The sequence below is a fragment of the Nonomuraea sp. MG754425 genome (genome assembly GCF_021699195.1).
In the GTDB taxonomy this organism is placed as follows: domain Bacteria; phylum Actinomycetota; class Actinomycetes; order Streptosporangiales; family Streptosporangiaceae; genus Nonomuraea.
On the sequence record NZ_SSXE01000027.1, the window covers coordinates 13004 to 34784 of the forward strand.

Annotated in this window: 19 protein-coding genes; 12 read left to right on the forward strand and 7 right to left on the reverse strand. The window is 71.4% G+C overall.

What is annotated here, in order from left to right:
• Window positions 1–22: 22 nt before the first annotated feature.
• Complete coding sequence (ftsY, locus tag FAF44_RS12140) at window positions 23–1201, forward strand: signal recognition particle-docking protein FtsY (RefSeq protein ID WP_237103192.1); 1179 nt, start codon at window positions 23–25, stop codon at window positions 1199–1201.
• A gap of 503 nt (window positions 1202–1704) precedes the next feature.
• On the forward strand, window positions 1705–3369 hold the full coding sequence (locus FAF44_RS12145) for a tetratricopeptide repeat protein (protein ID WP_237103193.1): 1665 nt from the start codon (window positions 1705–1707) through the stop codon (window positions 3367–3369).
• Window positions 3370–3381: 12 nt separating this feature from the next.
• Here the strand turns inward: FAF44_RS12145 and FAF44_RS12150 are convergent, their stop codons facing one another.
• From FAF44_RS12150 to FAF44_RS12170, 5 genes are all read right to left on the reverse strand, one after another.
• Window positions 3382–3840, reverse strand: coding sequence for a group II truncated hemoglobin (locus FAF44_RS12150; protein WP_237103194.1), 459 nt, complete (start codon window positions 3838–3840; stop codon window positions 3382–3384).
• Between the two features lie 111 nt (window positions 3841–3951).
• Window positions 3952–4740, reverse strand: a complete 789-nt coding sequence (locus FAF44_RS12155; protein ID WP_237103195.1) for an ABC transporter ATP-binding protein — start codon at window positions 4738–4740, stop codon at window positions 3952–3954.
• Entirely contained in the window at window positions 4737–5780 is a 1044-nt protein-coding gene (locus tag FAF44_RS12160) for an iron chelate uptake ABC transporter family permease subunit (protein WP_237103196.1), read from the reverse strand. The genes FAF44_RS12155 and FAF44_RS12160 overlap by 4 nt, the downstream gene beginning before the upstream one ends.
• On the reverse strand, window positions 5780–6814 hold the full coding sequence (locus FAF44_RS12165; RefSeq protein ID WP_237103197.1) for an iron ABC transporter permease: 1035 nt from the start codon (window positions 6812–6814) through the stop codon (window positions 5780–5782). The genes FAF44_RS12160 and FAF44_RS12165 overlap by 1 nt, the downstream gene beginning before the upstream one ends.
• Before the next feature lie 85 nt (window positions 6815–6899).
• Window positions 6900–7973: a PLP-dependent cysteine synthase family protein gene (locus tag FAF44_RS12170; protein WP_237103198.1), complete on the reverse strand. Its 1074-nt coding sequence runs from the start codon at window positions 7971–7973 to the stop codon at window positions 6900–6902.
• A gap of 248 nt (window positions 7974–8221) precedes the next feature.
• Between FAF44_RS12170 and FAF44_RS12175 the strand changes: the two genes are divergently transcribed.
• The gene (locus tag FAF44_RS12175) at window positions 8222–8806 is read left to right on the forward strand and encodes a sigma-70 family RNA polymerase sigma factor (protein WP_237103199.1); all 585 of its coding nucleotides are present in this window, start codon (window positions 8222–8224) and stop codon (window positions 8804–8806) included.
• Window positions 8807–8871: 65 nt separating this feature from the next.
• On the opposite strand, the gene FAF44_RS12180 is transcribed toward FAF44_RS12175, so the two are convergent.
• A complete protein-coding gene (locus FAF44_RS12180; protein WP_237103200.1) occupies window positions 8872–9717 on the reverse strand; it encodes an EamA family transporter in 846 nt (281 codons plus the stop codon).
• A gap of 92 nt (window positions 9718–9809) precedes the next feature.
• Here FAF44_RS12180 and FAF44_RS12185 point away from each other — a divergent pair, with 92 nt between their 5' ends.
• The 4 genes from FAF44_RS12185 to FAF44_RS12200 all read left to right on the forward strand — a co-directional run bounded on the left by FAF44_RS12185 (window position 9810) and on the right by FAF44_RS12200 (window position 12428).
• Window positions 9810–10466, forward strand: coding sequence for a helix-turn-helix domain-containing protein (locus tag FAF44_RS12185; protein ID WP_237103201.1), 657 nt, complete (start codon window positions 9810–9812; stop codon window positions 10464–10466).
• A gap of 149 nt (window positions 10467–10615) precedes the next feature.
• Window positions 10616–10921 carry a hypothetical protein gene (locus FAF44_RS12190; RefSeq protein ID WP_237103202.1) on the forward strand — a complete coding sequence of 102 codons (306 nt, stop codon included), beginning with the start codon at window positions 10616–10618 and terminating at the stop codon, window positions 10919–10921.
• Window positions 10922–10951: 30 nt separating this feature from the next.
• Window positions 10952–11746: a polysaccharide deacetylase family protein gene (locus FAF44_RS12195; protein ID WP_237103203.1), complete on the forward strand. Its 795-nt coding sequence runs from the start codon at window positions 10952–10954 to the stop codon at window positions 11744–11746.
• 31 nt (window positions 11747–11777) lie between these two features.
• A complete protein-coding gene (locus tag FAF44_RS12200; protein WP_237103204.1) occupies window positions 11778–12428 on the forward strand; it encodes a DUF2461 domain-containing protein in 651 nt (216 codons plus the stop codon).
• Window positions 12429–12497: 69 nt separating this feature from the next.
• On the opposite strand, the gene typA is transcribed toward FAF44_RS12200, so the two are convergent.
• On the reverse strand, window positions 12498–14348 hold the full coding sequence (gene typA, locus FAF44_RS12205; RefSeq protein WP_237103205.1) for a translational GTPase TypA: 1851 nt from the start codon (window positions 14346–14348) through the stop codon (window positions 12498–12500).
• A gap of 357 nt (window positions 14349–14705) precedes the next feature.
• On the opposite strand from typA, the gene FAF44_RS12210 reads away from it, so the two are divergent.
• The 5 genes from FAF44_RS12210 (at window position 14706) to FAF44_RS12230 (ending at window position 21651) form a co-directional block, all read left to right on the forward strand.
• Complete coding sequence (locus tag FAF44_RS12210; RefSeq protein WP_237103206.1) at window positions 14706–15449, forward strand: AMP-binding protein; 744 nt, start codon at window positions 14706–14708, stop codon at window positions 15447–15449.
• Window positions 15450–15501: 52 nt separating this feature from the next.
• On the forward strand, window positions 15502–17916 hold the full coding sequence (locus tag FAF44_RS12215) for a LuxR C-terminal-related transcriptional regulator (protein WP_237103207.1): 2415 nt from the start codon (window positions 15502–15504) through the stop codon (window positions 17914–17916).
• Window positions 17917–17991: 75 nt separating this feature from the next.
• Window positions 17992–18372, forward strand: a complete 381-nt coding sequence (locus FAF44_RS12220; protein ID WP_237103208.1) for an AMP-binding protein — start codon at window positions 17992–17994, stop codon at window positions 18370–18372.
• A gap of 86 nt (window positions 18373–18458) precedes the next feature.
• The gene (locus FAF44_RS12225) at window positions 18459–20888 is read left to right on the forward strand and encodes a LuxR C-terminal-related transcriptional regulator (RefSeq protein ID WP_237103209.1); all 2430 of its coding nucleotides are present in this window, start codon (window positions 18459–18461) and stop codon (window positions 20886–20888) included.
• A gap of 10 nt (window positions 20889–20898) precedes the next feature.
• Window positions 20899–21651 (forward strand): alpha/beta hydrolase, encoded by a 753-nt coding sequence (locus tag FAF44_RS12230; protein WP_237103210.1) that lies wholly within the window; start codon window positions 20899–20901, stop codon window positions 21649–21651.
• The last annotated feature ends 130 nt before the right edge of the window (window positions 21652–21781 follow it).

Consider the following 21781-nt stretch of genomic DNA (forward strand, 5'->3'; position numbering starts at 1 on the left):
CGATCTGGAAAACTGACATCTTGTGGATGGTTACCTCGGCGTCATCGTGATCGTGGCCGTCGTCGCCCTGCTGGGGGCCGGCGGTCTCTTCCTGCTGTTCAGGCCGGGTGGCAAGGCGGCCCCGCCGGTCAAGCCGCCGGAGGCCCCCGTGCTTCCCGAGGAGGAGCGGCGGCCCGCCGGAGCGGGTGAGGAGGCGGAGGGCGCGACCACCACGCTTCCGCCGCCGCCGGTCAAGCCCGCCGAGCCGCTCATCGTCGAGCCCGAGGTCGAGGTCCCGCCGCCGTCGGCCGGCCGGATGGTGCGGCTGCGCTCGCGCCTGGCCCGCTCGCAGAACGCGCTCGGCCGCGGGCTGCTGGAGCTGCTGTCGCGCGATCGTCTCGACGACGAGGTGTGGGACGAGATCGAGGAGAGCCTGATCACCGCCGACGTGGGCGTCGCACCGACCCGCGTGATGGTGGAGGAGCTGCGCACCAAGGTGAAGGTGCTGGGCAGCCGCACCCCGCAGGAGGTGCGCGCCCTGCTCAGGGAGCAGCTCCTGGCCCAGATCAACCCCGACCTCGACCGTACGCTGCACGTCCAGAAGCACGGCGAGCGGCCGGCGGTCCTGCTCGTGGTGGGCGTCAACGGCACGGGGAAGACCACCACCACCGGCAAGCTGGCCCGTTCGCTGGTCGGCGACGGCAAGAAGGTCGTGCTGGGCGCGGCCGACACCTTCCGCGCCGCGGCGGCCGACCAGCTCCAGACGTGGGGCGAGCGGGTGGGCGCCGACACGGTGCGCGGGCCCGAGGGCGGCGATCCGGCGTCGGTGGCGTTCGACGCGGTGGCCAAGGGCATCGAGGAGAAGGTCGACACCGTCATCGTCGACACCGCCGGGCGGCTGCACACCAAGACCGGGCTCATGGACGAGCTGGGCAAGGTCAAGCGGGTCATCGAGAAGAAGGCCACGGTCGACGAGGTGCTGCTGGTGCTCGACGCGACCACGGGCCAGAACGGCATGCGTCAGGCCCAGGTGTTCGCCGAGGTGGTCAACATCACGGGCATCGCGCTGACCAAGCTCGACGGCACGGCCAAGGGCGGCATCGTGATCTCGGTGCAGCGCGAGCTCGGCGTGCCGGTCAAGCTGGTGGGCCTGGGCGAGGGGCCGGACGATCTGGCGCCGTTCGATCCCGAGGTGTTCGTGGACGCGATCCTGGGTGAGTGACCGCTTTCGGGTGTCACCTAATGGTGCGGGAAACGGGACTTTTCAGGATAAATCTTGATCGACGACTTTTCGGTGTGCTGACATGTATCGGTCATTGATCGTTCGGTCTAATTTGAAGGTGAAAGGTCGTTAAATGAAGAAGATTGTGGTTCACCGACCCGGCACTGTGAAGCCGACCGCAGGGGCTGCGCCGAGGCACAACGCCTAGCATCGGTTCGCGCGTCACCGGGTGGGCCTCCGGCCTTTCCACCCGCCGTGCTCCGGCGGGGGCTCGGGAAGGAGGAGGACGGTGCGTACGAAGACCTACGACCGGCGTGTCACGACGGCACGCCGGTCACGCCGCCTCCGGGGCCGTAGCGGGTCCCGGGGGAGGCACGTGCTGCGACGGGGCGCCCGCTGAGGCGGCAGGCGTGCGCGACGCCGGCCGCGGCGGCAAGCGGCAGATCGGACGGGCGTGTCAGGGTGAGACGCCCGGTGATGTCGGAGCACGGGAGGGGGACCGCGTGGACACGATCGTCATCGACGCGGACCGTCGGATCGGCGGCCCCTACACGCTGGCCGCCGCGCTGCTCGGCCACCTGGTCCCGGCCGCGCCGGAGGGCCTGGCCGCCGCGTACGACATCGAGATCAGAACCGCGGCGCCCCGGCTGCGGGCCGTGGTGCCGGCCCGGCGGCGTTCGCTGGCCGACGACCTGCCCAGGGCGCAGCGGGTGCTGGTGCCCGGCGTCCGGCGCAGCCTGCGGGTCGCCAACGGGCTGGCGGAGTTCGTCCGCGGGTGCCTGGAGCGCTCCGGGCCGCTGAGGCTGACCGTCGTGAACCTCGGCGAGGCCGACCACACCGACGCCGAACTGGTGGCCGTGCTGCGCCGCCGGCTCGACCCCGGCCTGCTGGTCGTCGAGGAGGGGCCGTCCGCGCCCGGTTCGGGGCCGCTGCCCGCCGACTTCGACCGCTACCGCGACGAGGGCTTCCATCACGCCATGGCCGAGTCGGGGGTCGAGGTGCTGCGCGGGCTGGCGTACGAGGACGATCCCCAGCGCTGGCAGCGGCTCCTGCAGCGGGTGGCCGCGTCGTTGGAGGCCGTCGGACGGGAGGGCGAGGCCCGCGACCTGTACGACCGCGCCCGCCGCGCCGGCACCGACCCCAAGCACCGGGCCACCGTCGCCTACGCCACGGCCATGATCCTCGTACGCCACCACGACCCGGCCCGGCGCGACCCCGAGCAGGCGCTGGCCTGGATCAACGAGGCCGTCACGATCACGTCCCTGCTGCCCGACACCCGGGAGCGGGCCTTCCACCTGGGCTTCGACCTCAACGGCAAGGCCCTGGTCGAGGTGCGCAGAGGCCGCCGCGAGGCCGCCATGGAGCTGGTGGGCCAGGCCATCGGGCTGGCCGAGACGCACCTGCCCGACGAGCACCCCGTCCACCGCCTCGTGCTGTACGCCAACCGGGCCCAGCTCCTGGCCATGGCCGGGCGCAGGGAGGCGGCGCTGGCCGACTACACCCGGGCCATCGACGCCGACCCCGGCTACCCCGACTACTACCTCGACCGGGGCAACCTGCTGCACGAGCTGGGCCGCGACGAGGAGGCGCTGGCCGACTACGAGGCCGTCATGCGGCTCAGCCCGCCCTTCCCCGAGGCGTACTACAACCGGTCGGAGGTGCGGTACGCGGCCGGTGACCTGGAGGGGGCCCGCGCCGATCTGGACCACACGCTGGAGCTGGATCCGGAGTTCGCCCCCGCGTACGTCAACCGCTGCGGGCTGCACGTGGCCGCAGGCGACTACCCGAGCGCCAGGCAGGATGTCGAGCGGGGCCTCGTGCTCGCGCCGGACGACCCGTACCTGCTGTGTGTGCTGGGGCAGGTGGAGCTGGCCGAGGAGCGGTACCCGGAGGCGCGCATCGCCTTCGACCAGGCGCTGGAGCTCGGCCCCGACCTGGTGCCGGCCTGGGCGGGCCGGGCGGAGCTGGCCTTCGAGCGGGGCGACAACGAGGCGGCGCTGGCCGATCTGACCCGGGCGCTGAAGCTGGAGGAGACGCCCGAACTGCTGTTCAACAGGTCGCTGGTGTACCGGGCGGCCGGTCTGGACAGGCAGGCGCGCGAGGATCTGCTCAGGGCGGCGGTGCTGGCCCCCGCGGACGACGACATCCGCCGGGCCCTGCCGCACTGATGGCGCCGGGCGTCAGGGCTGGTACGGCGGCATGACGCCCCAGCCCCAGCGCGGCACCGGCTCCTCGTCCGGCGCGGTGCTGCCCGGCTGGGAGAAGTGCACGGCCAGGCGGGTGCCCCACTCGATGTAGCCCGCGAACGCCGCCCTGAACTCCGGGTCGGTGGGCAGGCCGGCGTCGTCGGCGGCGTCCATGAGCAGGCTGACCCACCTGCGGCGCTGCGGTTCCGTGATGCCCTTGCCGAGGTGGTGGGAGACCATGTGCGCGTGGCCGCCGCGCTCCTCGGTGTAGCGGGACGGGCCGCCGAAGACCTCGCCGAGCCACATCGCCACGTACGCGGGGTGGTGGGGGTCCATGTGCGCGAAGAGCGGCCCGATCAGGTCGTCGTCCTTGACCCGGGCGTAGAAGGTCTCGGTCAGCCGGTCGAGGGCCTGCGCGCCGCCGGCCCATTCGAACAGGGTGGGCTCGCTCATCGGCGGTACCCCCCTCGCTTGCGTACGACGATCACTGTGAGACTCCTTCTGTAATCATGTAATCGTCGTCAAACTACTCCTGCGTGGCGGACCGGGCAACACGGAGGCGGTCTAGCCGCGCGAGAGCGTGCCGATCGGGACGACCAGCGGCGTCCCGGCCACCGGATCGGCGATGACCTTGGCGTCCAGCTCGAACACCTCGCGCAGCAACTCCTCGGTGAGCACCTCGTGCGGGGCGCCGGAGGCGATGACCCGGCCGGAGCGCATGGCCACCAGCCGGTCAGCGTAGCGGGCGGCCAGGTTGAGGTCGTGCAGGACCATGACGACCGTGCGGCCCGCCTCCTGGTGCAGGTGCCGGACGAGCTCCAGCACCTCCACCTGGTGCGCCAGGTCCAGGAACGTGGTCGGTTCGTCGAGCAGCAGCAGGTCCGTGCCCTGGGCCAGCGCCATGGAGATCCACGCCCGCTGCCGCTGCCCGCCCGACAACTCGTCCAGCGGCCGTTCGGCCAGGTCGGCCAGGCCCGTCATGTCGAGGGCGGCGGCGACCGCGCCCTCGTCGTCGGAGGACCACTGCCGATACCACGTCTGGTGCGGGTGCCGTCCGCGCGCCACCAGGTCGGCCACGGTCAGCCCCTCGGGGGCCGAGGGCGCCTGGGGCAGCACGCCGAGGATCTTGGCCACCTCGCGGGTGGGGATCCGGTCGATGCGCTTGCCGTCGAGCAGCACCTCGCCGCCCTGCGGCTTGAGCAGCCGGCCGAGGGCGCGCAGCAGCGTGGACTTGCCGCAGCCGTTCGGGCCGATGATGGTGGTCACCGTGCCGGCCTCGATGCCGAGGTCGAGCCCGTCGACGATGACGCGGTCGCCGTACCCGAGCTTGACGCCGGCTGCCTGCAGTCTCACTTTCGCGACCTCCAGATCAGGTGGATCAGGTAGGGAGCGCCCAGCACCGCCGTGACGATGCCCACGGGCAACTCGATGGGCGAGAACGCGGTTCTGGCGATCAGGTCGGCCCCCGTGGTGAGCACGGCTCCGACGATCGCCGAGCAGAGCAGCGGCGGCCGTCCCGAGCCGACGATCCGCAGGGCGATCTGCGGCGAGGCGAGCGCCACGAACGCGATCGGGCCCGCCGACGCGGTGGCCACGGCGGCCAGCAGTACGGCGGCCAGGATCAGCAGGGCGCGGGCCGGGTTCACGCGGACGCCGAGCGCGGTGACCGTGTCGTCGCCGAAGCGCAGGGCGTCGAGGGAGCGGGTGCCGAGCAGGGTGAGCGGCACCAGCACGGCCAGGGCGAGCGCCGTGGGCGCCACGTGCTCCCAGCCGCGGCCGTTGAGCGAGCCGCTGATCCAGACCATGGCGCGGCTGGTGTCGTTGACGTCGCCGACGGTCAGCAGCCAGAACTTGACGTTGGTGAACACGGCGGCCACGCCGATGCCGACCAGCACCAGGCGGTAGCCGTCCAGGCCGCGCCGCCAGGCCAGGCCGTACACGACGGCCGCGCCGAGCAGGCCGCCGAGCAGGGCCAGCGCCGGGACGCCGAGGGTGGCCAGCAGGCCGCTGACGCCGCCGTACACGCCGCCGCCCGCGACCAGGCCGGCCACCACGGTGACGGAGGCGCCGGTGGTGACGCCGAGGATCTCGGGGCTGGCCAGCGGGTTGCGGGCGATCGACTGGATGAGGGCGCCCGACAGCGCGAGCGCGGCGCCGACCAGGGCTCCGGTGAGCGCGCGGGGCAGGCGCAGCTCCATGATGACGAAGTGGGCGGCGCTGCCCGCGTCGAACGTGCCGGTGACGACCTCGGACAACGTCATCGCGATGTCGCCGATGCGCATGTTGAGCGCCATGAGCAGGGCGAGCAGCACGAGACCGGTCAGGGTGAGCGCGACGCCGCGCAGCCGTACCCGCCAGGACGCGACGCCGACGCGGAGGGGGAGAGCGGTCATCACAGGCGCACGGGCTTTCTGCGGCGGACCAGGAAGACGAAGAACGGCGCGCCGAGCAGCGCGAGCACCACGCCCACCTCCAGCTCGCCGGGCGGGGCCACGACGCGGCCGATCACGTCGGCGGTGAGCAGCAGGGCCGCCCCGATCAGCCCCGAGTACGGCAGCAGCCACCGGTGGTCGGTGCCCGACAGCGGACGGGCCAGGTGCGGCACGATGAGCCCGACGAAGGCCAGGGAGCCGCAGGCGGCGACGGCCGCGCCCGACAGCAGCGTGACGGCCGCGATGCCGATGGTCCTGGTCAGGGGGATGTTCTGGCCGAGGCTCCTGGCGACGTCCTCGCCGAGCGAGAGCGCGTTGAGGCCGGGGGCGTTGACCAGGGCGAGCACCAGCCCGGCGACGACGAACGGCAGCACCTGCCAGACCACGTCCGCGCCTCTGGAGGCGATCGAGCCCGCCTGCCAGAACCGGAAGACGTCCATCGCCTGCTCGTCCAGCAGGACGAGGGCGGAGGTCAGCGCATAGAGCAGGGCGCTGACGGCGGTCCCGGCGAGCGCGAGGGTGACCGGGGTGGGGCCGCCTCTGCCGCCGACCATGCCGAGCGCGAACACCGCGACGCTGGCCACGAGCGCGCCCGCCAGGCCGTACCAGATGTAGGTGAGCAGGGTGGAGGCGCCGAGCAGGATGATCGAGGCGACCATGGCGAAGGCCGCGCCCTGCGTGACGCCGAGCAGGCCGGGGTCGGCGAGCGGGTTGCGCGTGTGCCCCTGCATGAGCGCTCCGGCGACGCCGAGCGCGAGGCCGGCCAGGACGCCCAGGGCGGTCCTGGGCAGGCGCAGGGAGCGGATGACGAGGTCGTTCTCGCTGCCGGTCGGGGCGGTGAGCGCGTGCCAGGCGTCGGCGAGCGGCACAGACTTGGAGCCGATCGTGACGCTCAGCACGACCGCGACCGCCACGGAGGCGAGCAGGGCGAGCAGCACGCCGAGACGGCGGCGGCGGACGCCGAGAAGACGCGGGGCGACGGCGGTTGCGCTCACCCGGTCCTCCTCAGCATCACCCTGTTCCGCTGAAGTATGACAGCTTAGGCTGACCTAACCTAATTAAGGGTTGCCTAACAGATTGTCAGGCGGACAGGAAGGCGCGCAGGTCGGCGAGATGGGGTTCGATGTCGAGGTTCTGGCCGGCCAGCCAGTCGGGGTTGCCGTACGTGCCGCGGTAGCGGTCGCCGCTGTCGCACACCAGGGTGACGATGCTGCCCTGCTCGCCCGCCGCGCGCATCTCCTGGACGAGGGCCACGCAGGCCGCCAGGTTCGTGCCCGTGGAGCCGCCGACGTCCAGCCCGGTCACCTCGCGCGTCCAGTGCATGGCGGCGATGGAGCGGGCGTCCGGCACGGCGATCATCCGGTCGATGACCGTGGGCTGGAACGACGGCTCCACACGGGGGCGGCCGATGCCCTCGATGCGCGAGCCGGTGGCGGTGACCGAGGCGTCGCCCGAGGTCCAGCTCGGGTAGAAGGCCGAGCCCTCCGGGTCCACGACGGCCAGGCGGGTGGGGTGGCGGCGGTAGCGGATGTAGCGGCCGATGGTGGCGGAGGTGCCGCCGGTGCCCGCGCCGACCACGATCCAGGACGGCTCCGGATGGGGTTCCAGGGAGAGCTGGGAGAAGATGGACTCGGCGATGTTGTTGTTGCCGCGCCAGTCGGTGGCCCGTTCGGCGTAGGTGAACTGGTCCATGAAGTGGCCCCCGGTCTCGGTGGCCAGGCGGTGGGACTCGTCGTAGATGGCCCGCGGGTCGGCGACCAGGTGGCACTTCCCGCCGTAGAACTCGATGAGGTGGATCTTCTCCGGCGACGTGGCCGCCGGCATCACCGCGATGAACGGCAGGCCGAGCAGCCGGGCGAAGTACGCCTCGCTGACGGCCGTGGAGCCGCTGGAGGCTTCCACGATCGTCGTGGCCGGGCCGATCCAGCCGTTGGCCAGACCGTAAAGGAATAGGGAGCGGGCCAGACGGTGTTTCAGTGAACCGGTTGGGTGCACTGACTCGTCTTTCAGGTAGAGGTTTACTCCCCAGTGCGAGGGCAGCGGAAAGACGTGCAGATGAGTGTCGCAACTGCGGTTGGCATCGGCCTCGACCTTGCGTACGGCCTCGGCCACCCAGCGGCGTGTCCCCGAGTCGTCCCGGTCCACGAATCTCATCCTCTTACGCTATCCCATGTGACTCTCGCCACTATTACTGCATGATTGGTTGGGTAGTGTTATGATAATGAGACTTGTCCGGCCGTGGACGTGACCAGGCGCGCCGCGAGCAGATGGACGATCACCCCTTCTGACCAAGGCGGAGTCCCTAACGCATCCCTTAACAGGGACTTGCGAAGATGGAAGCGCCGTCAGACGGCTTGTGCCGGAAAACGGGGGATAGCGCAAGGGGGAATGAATTGATCACTATGACCGATGAGCAGCGTCAGGACTGGTTCGAGCGCGATGTCGTGCCCGTGACGTCGCAGCTTTTCGCTTCCGCCATGCGCCTGACCCGTAACACCGCCGACGCGGAGGACCTGGTCCAGGAGACCGTGGCCAAGGCGTACACGTCCTACCACCAGTTCCGTGAGGGCACCAACCTCAAGGCGTGGCTGCACCGGATCCTCACCAACAACTTCATCAACGACTACCGCAAGAAGCAGCGCTCGCCGAAGCTGTCCGCCGCCGAGGAGATCGAGGACTGGCAGCTTCACGCCGCCGAGTCCCACAGCTCGACGGGCCTGCGCTCGGCCGAGACCGAGGCGCTCGACCGGCTGCCCGACAGCGTCGTGATGAACGCGCTGCGTTCCCTCCCCGAGGACTTCCGCGTGGCCGTCTACCTGGCCGACGTCGAGGGGTTCGCGTACAAGGAGATCGCCGAGCGCATGGGCACGCCCATCGGCACCGTGATGTCGCGGCTGCACCGGGGCCGCCGCCAGCTCCGGGGGATGCTGGAGGAGTACGCCCGCGAGGAGGGCGCCGTGCGCCTGCCCGCGCCGCGCGCCGCCTAGGAAGCCGTCCTACAGAGCCCGATCCCCGGTAGGGGACTCGGGCTCCTGTCGTATGCGGCCGGTAACTAGACGGGCTGCGCGACGGCGATCAGCGCCACCGCCGCGAGCGCGCAGGCCACGCCCGCCAGTTGCACGGCCCGCAGCCGCTCCCCGAGCACCCGGTTGGCCAGCAGCAGCGTGCTGGCCGGGTAGAGCGAGACCAGCACGGCGACCAGGCTGAGCAGGCCGTCGCGCTGCGCCAGCAGGTAGAGCACGTTCGCCGCCATGTCGAGGACGCCGGCCGCGAGGATGATGTGCAGCGAGCCGGGGCCCGGCCTGAGCGCGCGCCGCGTCAGCAGGGCCAGCAGGACCACCGCGGACACCGACGACAACCGCGCGCCGACCAGCGGCCACAGGCCCGCCTCGTGCGGCGCCATGGCCAGCAGGATGAAGAAGCCGCCGAACCCCGCCCCCGCGGCCAGCGCGGCGGCCAGGGACGTCAGCGAGCCCCGCCCGCCCGCGCCCCGCGGCCGCTCCTGGCTGACCAGCAGCACCGAGCCCAGCGCCAGGGCCACGCCCACCAGGGCCCAGACCTGCGGCCGCTCGCCCGTGGCCAGCCCGAACAGGACGGGCAGCGCCGCGGAGGTGACGGCGGTCGTCGGGGCCACCACCGACATGACGCCGGTGGCCAGCGACCGGTAGAACAGCACCAGCCCGGCCGCCCCCGACAGGCCCGCGGCCAGGCCCCAGGCCAGCGCCTCGTGGCCGTACGCGCCGGGCAGCAGCGGTAGCAGGCCGAGGATCAGCGCCAGCCCCGCGAGCTGCGACAGCACGACGACGGAGAACACCTGCGAGCGCCGGGTGGCCAGGCCGCCGAAGAAGTCGGCCGTGCCGTACACGATCGCGCAGGCGGTGGCCAGGATCACCGTCACCGTGACGTCCTCTCTAGTTCAACACATTGCACTGTCGGTACAACATAGAGAGTACATTCCACTGCAAAGTGTTTTCACTAGACTGCACTTCCATGGAAGACCCGGAGCTGATCACCCAGGCCATCGCGAACAACGTGCGCGCCCAGCGCGCCCACCGCGGGCTGACCCTCGACGCGCTGGCCGCCCGCTCCGGGGTGAGCAGGGGCATGCTGGTGCAGGTCGAGCAGGCCCGGACGAACCCCAGCGTCTCCACGCTGACCCGGATCGCCTCGGCACTCGGCGTCACCGTGGCCCGGCTGGTCGAGGTGGCCGACGTACCGGTCGTCAGGGTGGTGGACAAGTCGGACGTGGTGACCTTCCGCCAGGGCGACGCCGAGGCACGGCTGCTCGTGGGCGCGGACATGCCGCTGATCCTGGAGCTGTGGGACTGGCGGCTGGCCCCCGGCGAGCACCACGACGGCGACGCCCACCCGCCCGGCACCCGGGAGATGCTCACGGTGCTGGACGGGGAGCTGACGCTCACGGTGTATGGGAAGGGTCACGTGATAGGGAAGGATGATGCCGTGCTCTTCACCGCCGACCGCCCCCACCGTTACGCGAACCGGGGCCAGACCGCGCTCAGGTTCGTGATGGTCGTGGCCGAGCCCCACGACACCCACGACACCCACGACTCCCCGCACTCCCTCCGATCCCTTGACCCGCAGCATGCGCAGCACTCACAGAACCCGCGTGAACCGCGTGACCAATAAGCACGAACGGCTCCCGGAACACCCCCCGGAGTTTCATGATTACTCCATGTCTTGGACGGCTGATGCCCGTTGCTGGGTACATCCCTTCTATGCGGTGAACGTGATCGGCGATCATCACGTGGCTGCGCGACGTCGGCAGGGGGTGGCGGGTGAGTGAGGCCCGAGCGGCGACGGAGAAACTCCATGCGGAGCTTCATGGTCTGGGCGTCACCACGGCGTACGAAGTGGGCGACGACGAGACCATCTCGGTGTGGATCGGGCTGGTCGTCCGCTATAGGGATGGCTTTTACCGTTGGCAGGAAGGCCCGGTGAAACGTCGGCATCTGGGTACGGATCCGGTCGGATGTGCCATACGCGTGGCGCGCCGCTACCAGGAATTGCAGGCGGATGTCCCACTCTGGTGGGATGACCTGGCCAGGGAGCTGCGGGGGGCACCGGTCCAGGATTATCCGTAGGCCCCCGCATGCGGCGTTTCGGGGGGAAGCATGCGCGTATGGGCCCTGCCGCTGGCCCTAGTCGCCCTGGTGAGCTGCGTGACACAGTCGGTGCCGCGCCGCCAGCAGCAGTCCAGGACGTCGGTCGTGCCGTTGCGCCCGGTCGTCGTCGATCCTGCCTCACTCGCCAAACGGCTGGCGTCGATTCAGCCCGGCTGGCCGCGCAGCCGTAAGTTCGACTGCGGCCGGCTCAAGTGTGTGGCCCTGACCTTCGACGACGGTCCGGGCGAGCACACCTGGCGGCTGCTCGACATGTTGGGCAGCCGCGATGTGAAGGCCACGTTCTTCGTCGTCGGCCAGATGGTGGCGGCCGACAAGGGCGGGCACCTCGTGCGCCGCATCGTCAACGACGGTCACGAGATCGGCAACCATTCGTGGAGCCATCCGGCGCTGGCCGGGCTGCCGTTGGAGGCGGTCAGGAAGGAGCTCGAACACACCGGGGAGATCGTGCGGCGGCTGACGGGGGTGCAGATGCGGGTCATGCGGCCCCCGTACGGATCCACCGACGACGACGTCGCGGCCGAGACCCGCCGCGAGGGCCTGGCCCAGATCCTCTGGAACGTCGACACCATGGACTGGCGCGACCGGGTCTCCGCCGTCGTGGCCAGGCGGGCCGGAAAGGCCACGCCCGGGTCGATCGTCCTGATGCACGACATCCACCGCAGCACGGTGGACGCCGTGCCCGAGATCCTCGACACGCTCGGCAGGAAGGGCTTCACGTTCGTGACCGTGTCGGAGCTGTACGGCAAGACGCCGACCGCGGGACGGAAGTACACCGAGCGATGACCTGTCGGCGGCGCGTGGCACTCTTGTCGGCATGGGTTTCACCGGCTTTCCCGACGAGGCTTTCCTGTTCTACGAAGGACTCGAGGCGGACAACTCCAAGACGTACTTCGCCCGGCACAAGCACCTCTACGAGGAGGCCGTGCGCGCGCCCATGCTCGCGCTCACCGACGACCTGGCCGCCGAGTTCGGTCCCGCGCACCTCTTCCGGCCCTACCGGGACGTGCGCTTCTCCAAGGACAAGGCGCCCTACAAGACGCATCAGGGCGCCTTCGTCGAGGCCATGCCCGCCATCGGCCTCTATGTCGAGATCGGGGCCGAGGGGCTGTTCGTCGCGGGCGGCGTCTACTCCACGGCCTCCGACCAGGTGGCCCGCTACCGGGCGGCCGTCGACGAGGACCTGTCGGGCAAGCCGCTGGAGTCGATCGCGGACACGCTGGCAGGCGAGGGGTACGAGCTGCTGGGCGAGCGTCTCAAGACCCGCCCGAGGGGGTTCGCCGACGACCATCCGCGCATCGAACTGCTCCGGCACCGGTCGCTGTACGCCGGGCGGCGCTTCGAGCCCGCGGAGTGGGTGCACACGGGGCAGGCGCGGGAGCGGGTCGAGCGGGCCTGGCGGCGGTTCGGGCCGCTGGTCGAGTGGCTGTGCACGCACGTACGGGGCAGCGAACTGCCCCGCCGCTGACCCTCCACGACGGTCGCCGCGCTCCGCCCGCGGAAGGCGGGCGAGGCGCGGCCCCGCGGGAGAGCTCGGTCAGGCCCGCTTGGCGCGGGCGGCGGCGCGGCCCCGGATGGCGGCGTCGAGCACCACCTTGCGGATGCGCACGGCCTGCGGGGTGATCTCCACGCTCTCGTCCTCGCGGATGAACTCGAGGGCCTGCTCCAGCGACAGGACGCGCGGCGGGATCACCTTCTCCGTCTCCTCGCTCGTGGAGGAGCGCATGTTGGTGAGCTTCTTCTCCTTGGTGATGTTCACGTCCATGTCATCGGAACGGGAGTTCTCGCCGATGATCATGCCCTCGTAGACCTCGGTGCCCGGCGAGATGAACAGCACGCCGCGCTCCTGCAGGTTGAGCATCGCGAACGCGGTCACGGGGCCCGACCGGTCGGCCACCAGCGAGCCGTTGTTGCGGGTGCGCAGCTCGCCGAACCACGGCTCGTAGGAGTCGAAGACGTGGTGCACCAGGCCGGTGCCGCGGGTCTCGGTGAGGAACTCGGTGCGGAAGCCGATCAGGCCGCGCGCCGGCACCACGAACTCCATGCGGATCCAGCCGGTGCCGTGGTTGGTCATGTGCTCCATACGGCCCTTGCGCACGGCCAGGAGCTGGGTGACCGCGCCGAGGTACTCCTCGGGGCAGTCGACGGTCAGCCGCTCGACCGGCTCGTGCACCTTGCCGTCGATCAGCTTGGTGACCACCTGCGGCTTGCCGACCGTCAGCTCGTAGCCCTCGCGGCGCATCTGCTCCACCAGGATCGCCAGCGCCAGCTCGCCACGGCCCTGGACCTCCCACGAGTCGGGCCGTTCGGTCGGCAGCACGCGCAGCGAGACGTTGCCGACCAGCTCCTTCTCCAGGCGGTCCTTGACCATGCGGGCGGTGACCTTCGAGCCCTTGGCCTTGCCGACCAGGGGCGAGGTGTTGGTGCCGATGGTCATCGAGATGGCCGGCTCGTCGACCGTGATGAGCGGCAGCGGGCGCGGGTCCTCGGGGTCGGCGAGCGTCTCGCCGATCATGATGTCGGGGATGCCGGCGATGGCGATGATGTCGCCGGGCCCGGCCTCCTCGGCGGGCTTGCGCTCCAGCGCCTCGGTCATCAGCAGCTCGGTGATCTTCACGCGCTGGACCGAGCCGTCGGTACGGCACCAGGCCACCTGCTGGCCCTTGCGGATGACGCCCTGGTGGACCCGGCACAGCGCGATGCGGCCCAGGTAGGAGGAGGCGTCGAGGTTGGTGACGTGGGCCTGCAGCGGCGCGTTGGGGTCGTAGGTGGGCGCCGGGATCGTCGACTTGATGATGTCGAACAGCGGTTCGAGGTCCTCGGAGACGGGCATCCCGCCGTCGGCGGGGCGCTCCATCCCGGCCCGGCCCGCCTTCGCGGAGGCGTAGACGATCGGGAAGTCGATCTGCTCCTCCGTGGCGTCGAGGTCCATGAACAGCTCGTAGACCTCGTCGACGACCTCCTTGATGCGGGCGTCGGGGCGGTCGACCTTGTTGATGCACAGGATGACCGGCATCTTGGCGGCCAGCGCCTTGCGCAGCACGAACCGGGTCTGCGGCAGCGGACCCTCGGAGGCGTCGACCAGCAGCACGACCCCGTCGACCATCGACAGGCCGCGCTCGACCTCGCCGCCGAAGTCGGCGTGGCCGGGCGTGTCGATGATGTTGATGGTCATGCCGCCGTGCTGGACGGCGGTGTTCTTCGCGAGAATGGTGATGCCCTTCTCGCGCTCCAGATCGTTGGAGTCCATGACCCGGTCGTCGACGTCCTGGTTGGCGCGGAATGCCCCGGACTGCCAGAGCATGGCGTCGACCAGCGTGGTCTTGCCATGGTCGACGTGCGCGATGATCGCGATGTTCCGCAGGTCGTCGCGGCTGTTCAAAGGCATGATGACGTCTCGCTCTGTGTCGTGGGGGCGGCCGCGCGAAGTCGCGACCCTCTAAGTCTAGTTGATCCCCTCTGATGGCAGGAGCGGGACGAGGTGGCGGTGTGCGTACAGGCGGGCGTCCGCGCCGTTACGGTGGGGAGTCGCGCCGGAGGGGAGACGCGAACGACAGAGCGACGCCGACGGGCGTCCCGGCCGGCGACGTCGTTCATTGTCGGCTTTCGCGGGGGCTTGTTCGAGCACCTGCGGACGGGCCGCGTCCGGAATGCGGTCCTACCAGATGGATCATGGGTTCACCTACATAGGGGGTTGCACAATTGTGCGCATGGCAATCTTGGTCGGGGTACCTAGATTGACGGCATGACCTGGACAGAGCTCGTGATGGCGGCGGCACCGATGCAGGGCGAACAGCCGGCGGTGAGTGACGTCCGGACCGACGAGGTGCTGTCCTACACGGCCTTCTCCAGACGGGTCACCCGCGCCGCCGCGGGACTGCGCGCCCAGGGCCTGCGCTACGGCGACCAGGTGATCGTCAACGTCCCGCTCGGCGCCACCCTGCCCGTGGCCGTGCACGCCGTCGCCTGGGCGGGTGGGGTGGCGGTGCTCGCGTCCACCGGCTCCGCCCGCATGATGATCACCCAGGAGCACTACGACCCCGTCGCCGTGAAGGCCGACCAGGTCTTCTCCTTCCGCCCCACGCCGGGGGCCAGGCCGTTCACCGACCTGCTCGGCTCGGGCACGGTCGAGTTCGGGCCGCTGGCCGGGCCCGCGCTCACCCTCGACGGCCTGCGGGTCTTCGACAACACCGACCTGGCGACCGACCTGCGCAGGCTGGCCACCCGCCTCGTGGTCGGCAAGGACGACGTCGTGATCAGCGCGGTGAGCGAGCCGTTCCGGGGGCTGCGGGTGATCGATTTAGCGATGACGGCCGGCGCCCACGTCGTGGTCGCCCACGAACCGAGCCTCATCGGCTGCCGGGTGCTGGCCCAGGAGCGGCGGGCCACCCTGGTCGTGGCGCCGTACGACCTGGCCAGAAGGCTGCTCGGCGATCCCACCCTGCGTGTCGTCGACGAAAGGGCGGTCGTGAGCTCGCTTGGCCTGTGAAAAGTGCGACACTGTGGGAGAGTGTGATCCTTCCGCGACGCAGGGTGAGCACATGCCAACTTCCCCCCGGCACAACCTTCCGGCCGAGCCCAACCGGTTCGTGGGCCGCGAGCGCGATCTGGATGACCTGCACGACCTGTTCGACGAGACGCGTGTGGTGACGCTCTGCGGGGTCGGCGGAATCGGCAAGACCCGGCTGGCCCTCCAGGTGGCGGCCGGGCTGCTGCCGGCCTTCCCCGACGGCGTCTGGGTGGTGGAACTGGCCAGGTGCACCCGTGCCGAACTGGTCGAGCAGGAGGTCGCCCGGGTGCTGGGCGTACGCGAGGAGAGCACCAGGCCGCTGCTCGACACCATGATCGCCCGGCTGCGCGACCAGCACTGCCTGCTGGTGCTCGACAACTGCGAACACCTGGTGGACAAGTGCGCCGAGGTCGCCGCGGCGCTGGTCGCGGCCTGCCCGTCGCTGCGCATCCTGGCCACCAGCAGGGAGCCGCTGCGCATCGCCAGCGAGCTGATCTGGCGGGTGCCGCCGCTCGACCTGCCCGACCCGGCCACCCCCGACGCCGAGTCCGTGCAGCTCTTCATGGACCGCGCGACGGCCGCGGGCACCCGGCTCGGGCCCGAGAGCCTGCCCGACGTGGTGCGCCTGTGCCGGGCGCTCGACGGGCTGCCGCTGGCCCTGGAGCTGGCCGCGGCCCGTACCAGCCTGCTCAGCCCCGGGCAGATCGCCGACCGCATCGACGACCGGTTCTCGCTGCTCACCACCGGCGGACGTACCGCGCCGCCGCGTCAGCGCACGCTGCTGGCGGCGGTCGAGTGGAGTTACGACCTGCTGTCGGCCAAGGAACAGGTGTTGTTGCGGCGGCTGTCGGTGTTCGCCGGTGATTTCGATCTCGAACTGGCCGAGCAGATCTGCGCCGAGCGGCCCATCCCGCCGAGCGAGATCGTCGATCTGCTCGGCGGCCTGGTGGACAAGTCCCTCGTGCTGTGCGACGAGAGCCGCAGGCGCTACTGGCTGCTGGAGACCATCAAGCGCTACGCCGTCGAGCGCCTCGAACAGGCCGGCGAGCGCGAGGTGCTGCGCGAGCGGCACCTCGACGTGCTGTGCGATCTGCAGGAGCGGCACTTCAGGGCCGAGATGATGCTGCCGGACGTGCCGTGGCCGCGACGGCTGGAGGCGCTGACCGCGAGCCGGAGCCTCGTTGACGACCAGCGGGTGGCGCTCGACTGGGCGGTCGAGTCCGGCGACGTGATCCAGGGGCTGCGGTTGTGCCGCACCAGCACGGGGCTGCTGCCGCTGGGGGGCAACCTGACGGAGATCGTCGGCTGGGTGGAGCGGCTGTTGTCGCTCGACCCGGGAGAGGCGGGCGACGACCAGATCGCGCACGCCAAGGCGTACCTCGCCTACGGGCTGGAGGCGCGCGACGAGCTGAGCCGGTCGCTGGAGGTGGCCGAGGAGAGCCTGGCCGGGATGGCGCCGGGCAACGTGTTCCCGCGCTGCGTCATGCACAGCCTCGTGGTCATCGTGCTGCTGCGGATGGGCCGCTTCGACGACGCGCTGCACCACGCCGAGGAGGGCCTGGCGCTGGCCGTCGGGTCCGGCGACACCTGGAACCAGGCGGCGGGGCTGCTCGGCCTGTCGGCGGTGGCGCTGACCCGCGGCCGGTTGCGCGAGGCGCAGCGGCACGGCGAGGAGGCGCTCGCGCGGGCCCGCGAGCACGGCCACCGCTGGCTGATGGCCAGGACGGCCGCCCAACTCGGCGCGGTGGCCGAGGCCCGCGGCGACCTGACGACCGCCAAGGCCCAGTACGAGATGGCCGTGCCCTGGCTGCGCGAGCTGGGCAGCGATCTCGACCTGGCGCGCTGCCTGGCCAGGATCGGCCGGGTGGCGGCGATGCTGCACGAGTTCGGCACCGCGCGGGAGCGGCTGGCCGCGAGCCTTTCGCTCGGGCGGGCCACCGGGCAGCGCCAGGGCGTGGCCCGCTGCCTGGTGGGGCTGTCGGTGCTGGCCGAGGCCGAGGGCGACCTGGAGGGCGCGGTGCTGAGCGCGGCGGCGGCGGCCGGGTTGCGCGAGTCGATCGGGCAACATTCGGCCACCACCAGGATCGAGGAACTGCTCGTACGGGCCCGTACGAAACTGGGCGAGGGCCGGACGACCTCGCTGTGGTCGCGGGGCCGGGCGATGAGCCCCGACGACGCCGCCCGGCACGTCCTGGAGGGCGCGCGGCTCACGGCGAAGGCGCCGGTGACGGCCGAACCGGTCAAGCGCTCGCTGCTGACCGCGCGCGAGAAGGAGATCGCCGGGCTGCTCACCCGGGGGTTGTCCAACCGGGCCATCGCCGAGGAACTGGTGATCAGCCCCGCGACGGTCGCGCGGCACATCGCCAACATCATGGAGAAGCTCGGCTACACCTCACGGGCGCAGATCGCGGTCTGGGCCGCCGAGCATCCGGGGGACGGCCGGTAGCCTTCGCGCTTCTGCATAGGGATCTGCATATTCCGCCCCATGTGTGCACGAGATGCCCTCCCTACGGTGGGCGACATGGATGAGCGCATCGTGATGGTGGACTCGGGCACGGGCCTGAAGCTCACCGAGGAGCAACTGGACGAGCGGTCCGCCGTGGCGACCGTCCAGTTGCGGCGCAGGGGAGTGCGCGTCGGAGACACCGTGCTCATCTGCCTGCCCGTGGGGACCGACCTGCTGGTGTCGACGAACGCGGTGATCGCCGCGGGCGGCGTCGTCTGGTTCCTGCCACCCGATCTCGACACGGCCACGTTGCGGGACCGGATCCAGGAGAGCGACGCCCGGGTGATGATCTCGACCATCCGCCGGGCCCTCGACGCGGCCGACGAGTCACGGGTGCGGATCATCGTGGGCCTCGCAGACCTCAGCGCCTCACATTCGTATCCGACCGGTTGCTGACTATGCACGCAAAGTGATCGCATCGCCCTCCGTCCCGGGGGAGACTTAGCGCGAAAACGAGCCTCCGCGACCAGGTTGGGCCCGACATGACCGTGCAAGTCCCGCACAATCTGCCCGTAGAGCCCAACCGCTTCATCGGCCGCGCGCGCGACGTGTCGGAGCTGAGCGCGCTGGTCCGCGACGAACGCGTGATCACGCTGAGCGGCGTGGGCGGCATCGGCAAGACCCGGCTGTCGCTGCGGGTCGCGGCGCGGGCGTTGTCCTCGTTCGCCGACGGCGTGTGGCTGGTGGAGCTGGCCCGCATCGCCGATCCCGCGCTGGTGGTCAGCGAGCTGGCGGAGGTGCTCGGCGTCCGCGACGAGATCCCGGGAGGGCTGCTCGACGGCCTGCGGGTGCGTCTGCGCGACACGCGCACGCTGATCGTGCTGGACAACTGCGAGCACCTGATCGAGCGCTGCGCCGCGCTGGTCGCCGAGCTCAGCGCCACCTGCCCGCACGTGTGTTTCCTGCTCACCAGCCGGGAGCCGCTGCACATCCAGGGCGAGCTGATCTGGCGGGTGCCGCCGCTGGAGCTGCCCGACGACCACCACCCCGACGCCGACTCCGTGCTGCTGTTCGTGGAGCGGGCGCTCGCGGCCGGGGCGCGCGGGGTGACCGAGAGCATGGACGACGTCGTACGCCTGTGCCGGGAGCTCGACGGGCTGCCGCTGGCGCTGGAGCTGGCGGCGGCGCGTACCGGCCTGCTGAGTCCCGGCCGCATCGCCGACCGCATCGGCGACCGGTTCAACCTGCTCACCGTCGGCGACCGGACGGCGCCCGCGCGCCAGCGCACGCTGCTGGCCACGGTGGAGTGGAGCCACGACCTGCTCACGTCCAAGGAGCGGGTGCTGCTGCGGCGGCTGTCGGTGTTCGCCGGGCTGTTCGATCTGGGGCTGGCCGAGCGGGTGTGCGCCGACGACGGCCTGTTGCGCGCGGCCGAGTTGCTCGACCTGCTCGGCGGCCTGGTCGACAAGTCGCTGGTGCTGCACCAGGGCGCTTCGGGCCGCTACCGCCTGCTCGACACCATCCGCCGCTACGCCGCCGACCGCCTGGAGGAGGCGGGGGAGCTGGCGCGGCTGCGCGGCAGGCATCTGCGGGTGATCTGCGAGGAGATGGAACGCTGCTACGAAGGGGGCTCGCTCGACCGGCGGATGCCGTGGCCGGAGCGGTTCGCGTACTTCGTCAGGGGGCGCACGCTGCTCGGCGACTGCCGGATCGCGATCGACTGGGCGGTGCGTTCGCGCGTCCCGGGCCTCGGGCTGCGGCTGGCCCGCGCGGCGCTGGCCGTCCTGGCCGTGCGCGGCGACCTGGGGGAGAGCGTCGGCTGGCACGAGCGGCTGCTGGCGCTCGACCTGGACGGGGTGCCGGACGACGTCGTCGCGGTGGCGGCGGGCGCGCTGGCGTACGGGCTGGAGCTGGGTGACGAGCTGGAGCGCGCCGAGGAGCTCATCGTGCGCAGCGTGGAGGGGCAGCGGCGGCATCCGTACACGCACTGGCTGGGGATCACCTACGGTGTGGCGCTGACCGTGTTCTTCCGTACGGGGCAGAGCAAGCGGGCGCTGGGTTACCTGGAGGAGCTGGAGGCGGCGGCGAGCGCCCACGACGACCCGTTCAACCTGGCCACGGCCCGTATCGCCCAGCTCAACCTGGCGCTCTTCCAGGGGCGGCTGCGGCGGGCGCAGCGGTTCGGCGAGGAGGCGCTCGCGCTGGCCAGGCAGGCCGGCCACCCCTGGACCCAGGCCAGGGCGCTGACCCATCTGGGCACGGTGGCCGAGGCGGCGGGCGACATGGAGGCCGCCCTGTCGCACCACGCCTCGGCGCTGCCGCTGCTGGAGGGCATGGACAACCGGGTCGAGCTGGCCCGCTGCCACGCCCAGCTCGGCCGGGTGGCCGCGGGCCTGGGCGACCACGCCGCCGCCAGGGGGCACGTGGCCACCGGCCTGGAGCTGAGCAGGAATGCGGGGCAGCGCAGGGGGATCGTGCGGGCGCTCATGGCGCTGTCGGCGCTGGCCGGCACGCAGGACGACCTGGAGGGCGCGGTGCTGGCCGGGGCGGCGGCCACCGCGTTGCGGGAGTCGATCGGGCAGTTCGGCACGCCGGGGCGGGTGCAGGACATGCTGGGGCTGGCCCGCGAGCGGCTCGGCGAGGGCCGGGTGGCGCTGCTGTGGGCCAGGGGCATGGAGTGGCCGCCCGAGGAGGTGGCCAGGCGGGTGCTGGGCAGCGAGGCCGGGCAGGGGCCGCTGCCCGCGGCCGTGGGGCCCGCGCCGCCCTACGGCGGCCTGACGCCGCGGGAGCGCGAGATCGCCGCGATGCTGACGCGGGGCATGAGCAACCGGGCGATCGCCCTGGAGCTGGTGATCAGCTCGGCGACCGTGGCCCGGCACATCGCCAACATCATGGAAAAACTGGGCTTCGAGGCCCGCTCGCAGATCGCCGTGTGGGCGGCCGAGCACGGGATCGACACGCAGCGCACATAACCTCGTGTCCATGCCTTTCGCGCCCCATTTCCCCGTCATGCTCAGAACCGAGGACGGCGTCCGCATCGACGCCGCGCACACCCCGTCCACCCGTGCCGACCTGGGCATCGTCGTGGCGCACGGGTTCACGGGCTCCTGGCGGGAACGCGCCGCGCGGCGCATCGTGCACGTGCTGAGCGGGTTCGGCGGGGTGCTCGCGTTCGACTTCCGCGGGCACGGCCGCTCGGGCGGCGTGACCACGGTGGGCGACCTGGAGATCCTCGACCTGGCGGCCGCGGTCGGGCACGCCCGCGTGATCGGCTACTCCAGGGTCGCGGTCGTGGGCTTCTCCATGGGGGCGGCGGTGGCCGTCAGGCACGCGGCGCTGCGCGGCGGGGTGGACGCGGTGGTGTCGGTGAGCGGTCCGGCGCGCTGGTACTACCGGGGGACCAAGCCGATGCGGCAGGTGCACTGGGCGATCGAGCAGCCGGTCGGCCGGTGGGCGGCGCGGGTGGCGAAGCGGACCCGGATCGCGCGGGGCCGGTGGGACCCGATCCCCATGCCGCCGTACGAGGCCGCGGGGCTCGTCTCGCCCACGCCGCTGCTGATCGTGCACGGGGACGCGGACGCGTTCTTCCCGCTGGATCACGCGCGGCAGCTCTACGCCGGGGCCAGGGAGCCGAAGGAGCTCTGGGTGGAGCCCGGTTACGGGCACGCGGAGGCGGCGGCGCGGCCCGAACTGGTCCGCCGGATCGGTAAATGGATCTCTTCGAACTTTTCCTGAGTAAAACACGTCTACCTAGGGCGGATGGAAAGAATCCGCCGGGAGAAAAGTCCCTGGGGAAGGAAACCGTCGATGCGGTGGCCGTGGGACATACTGCTGTAGTCAGGCGGTAGCCCAGCGTCGCGGGGGC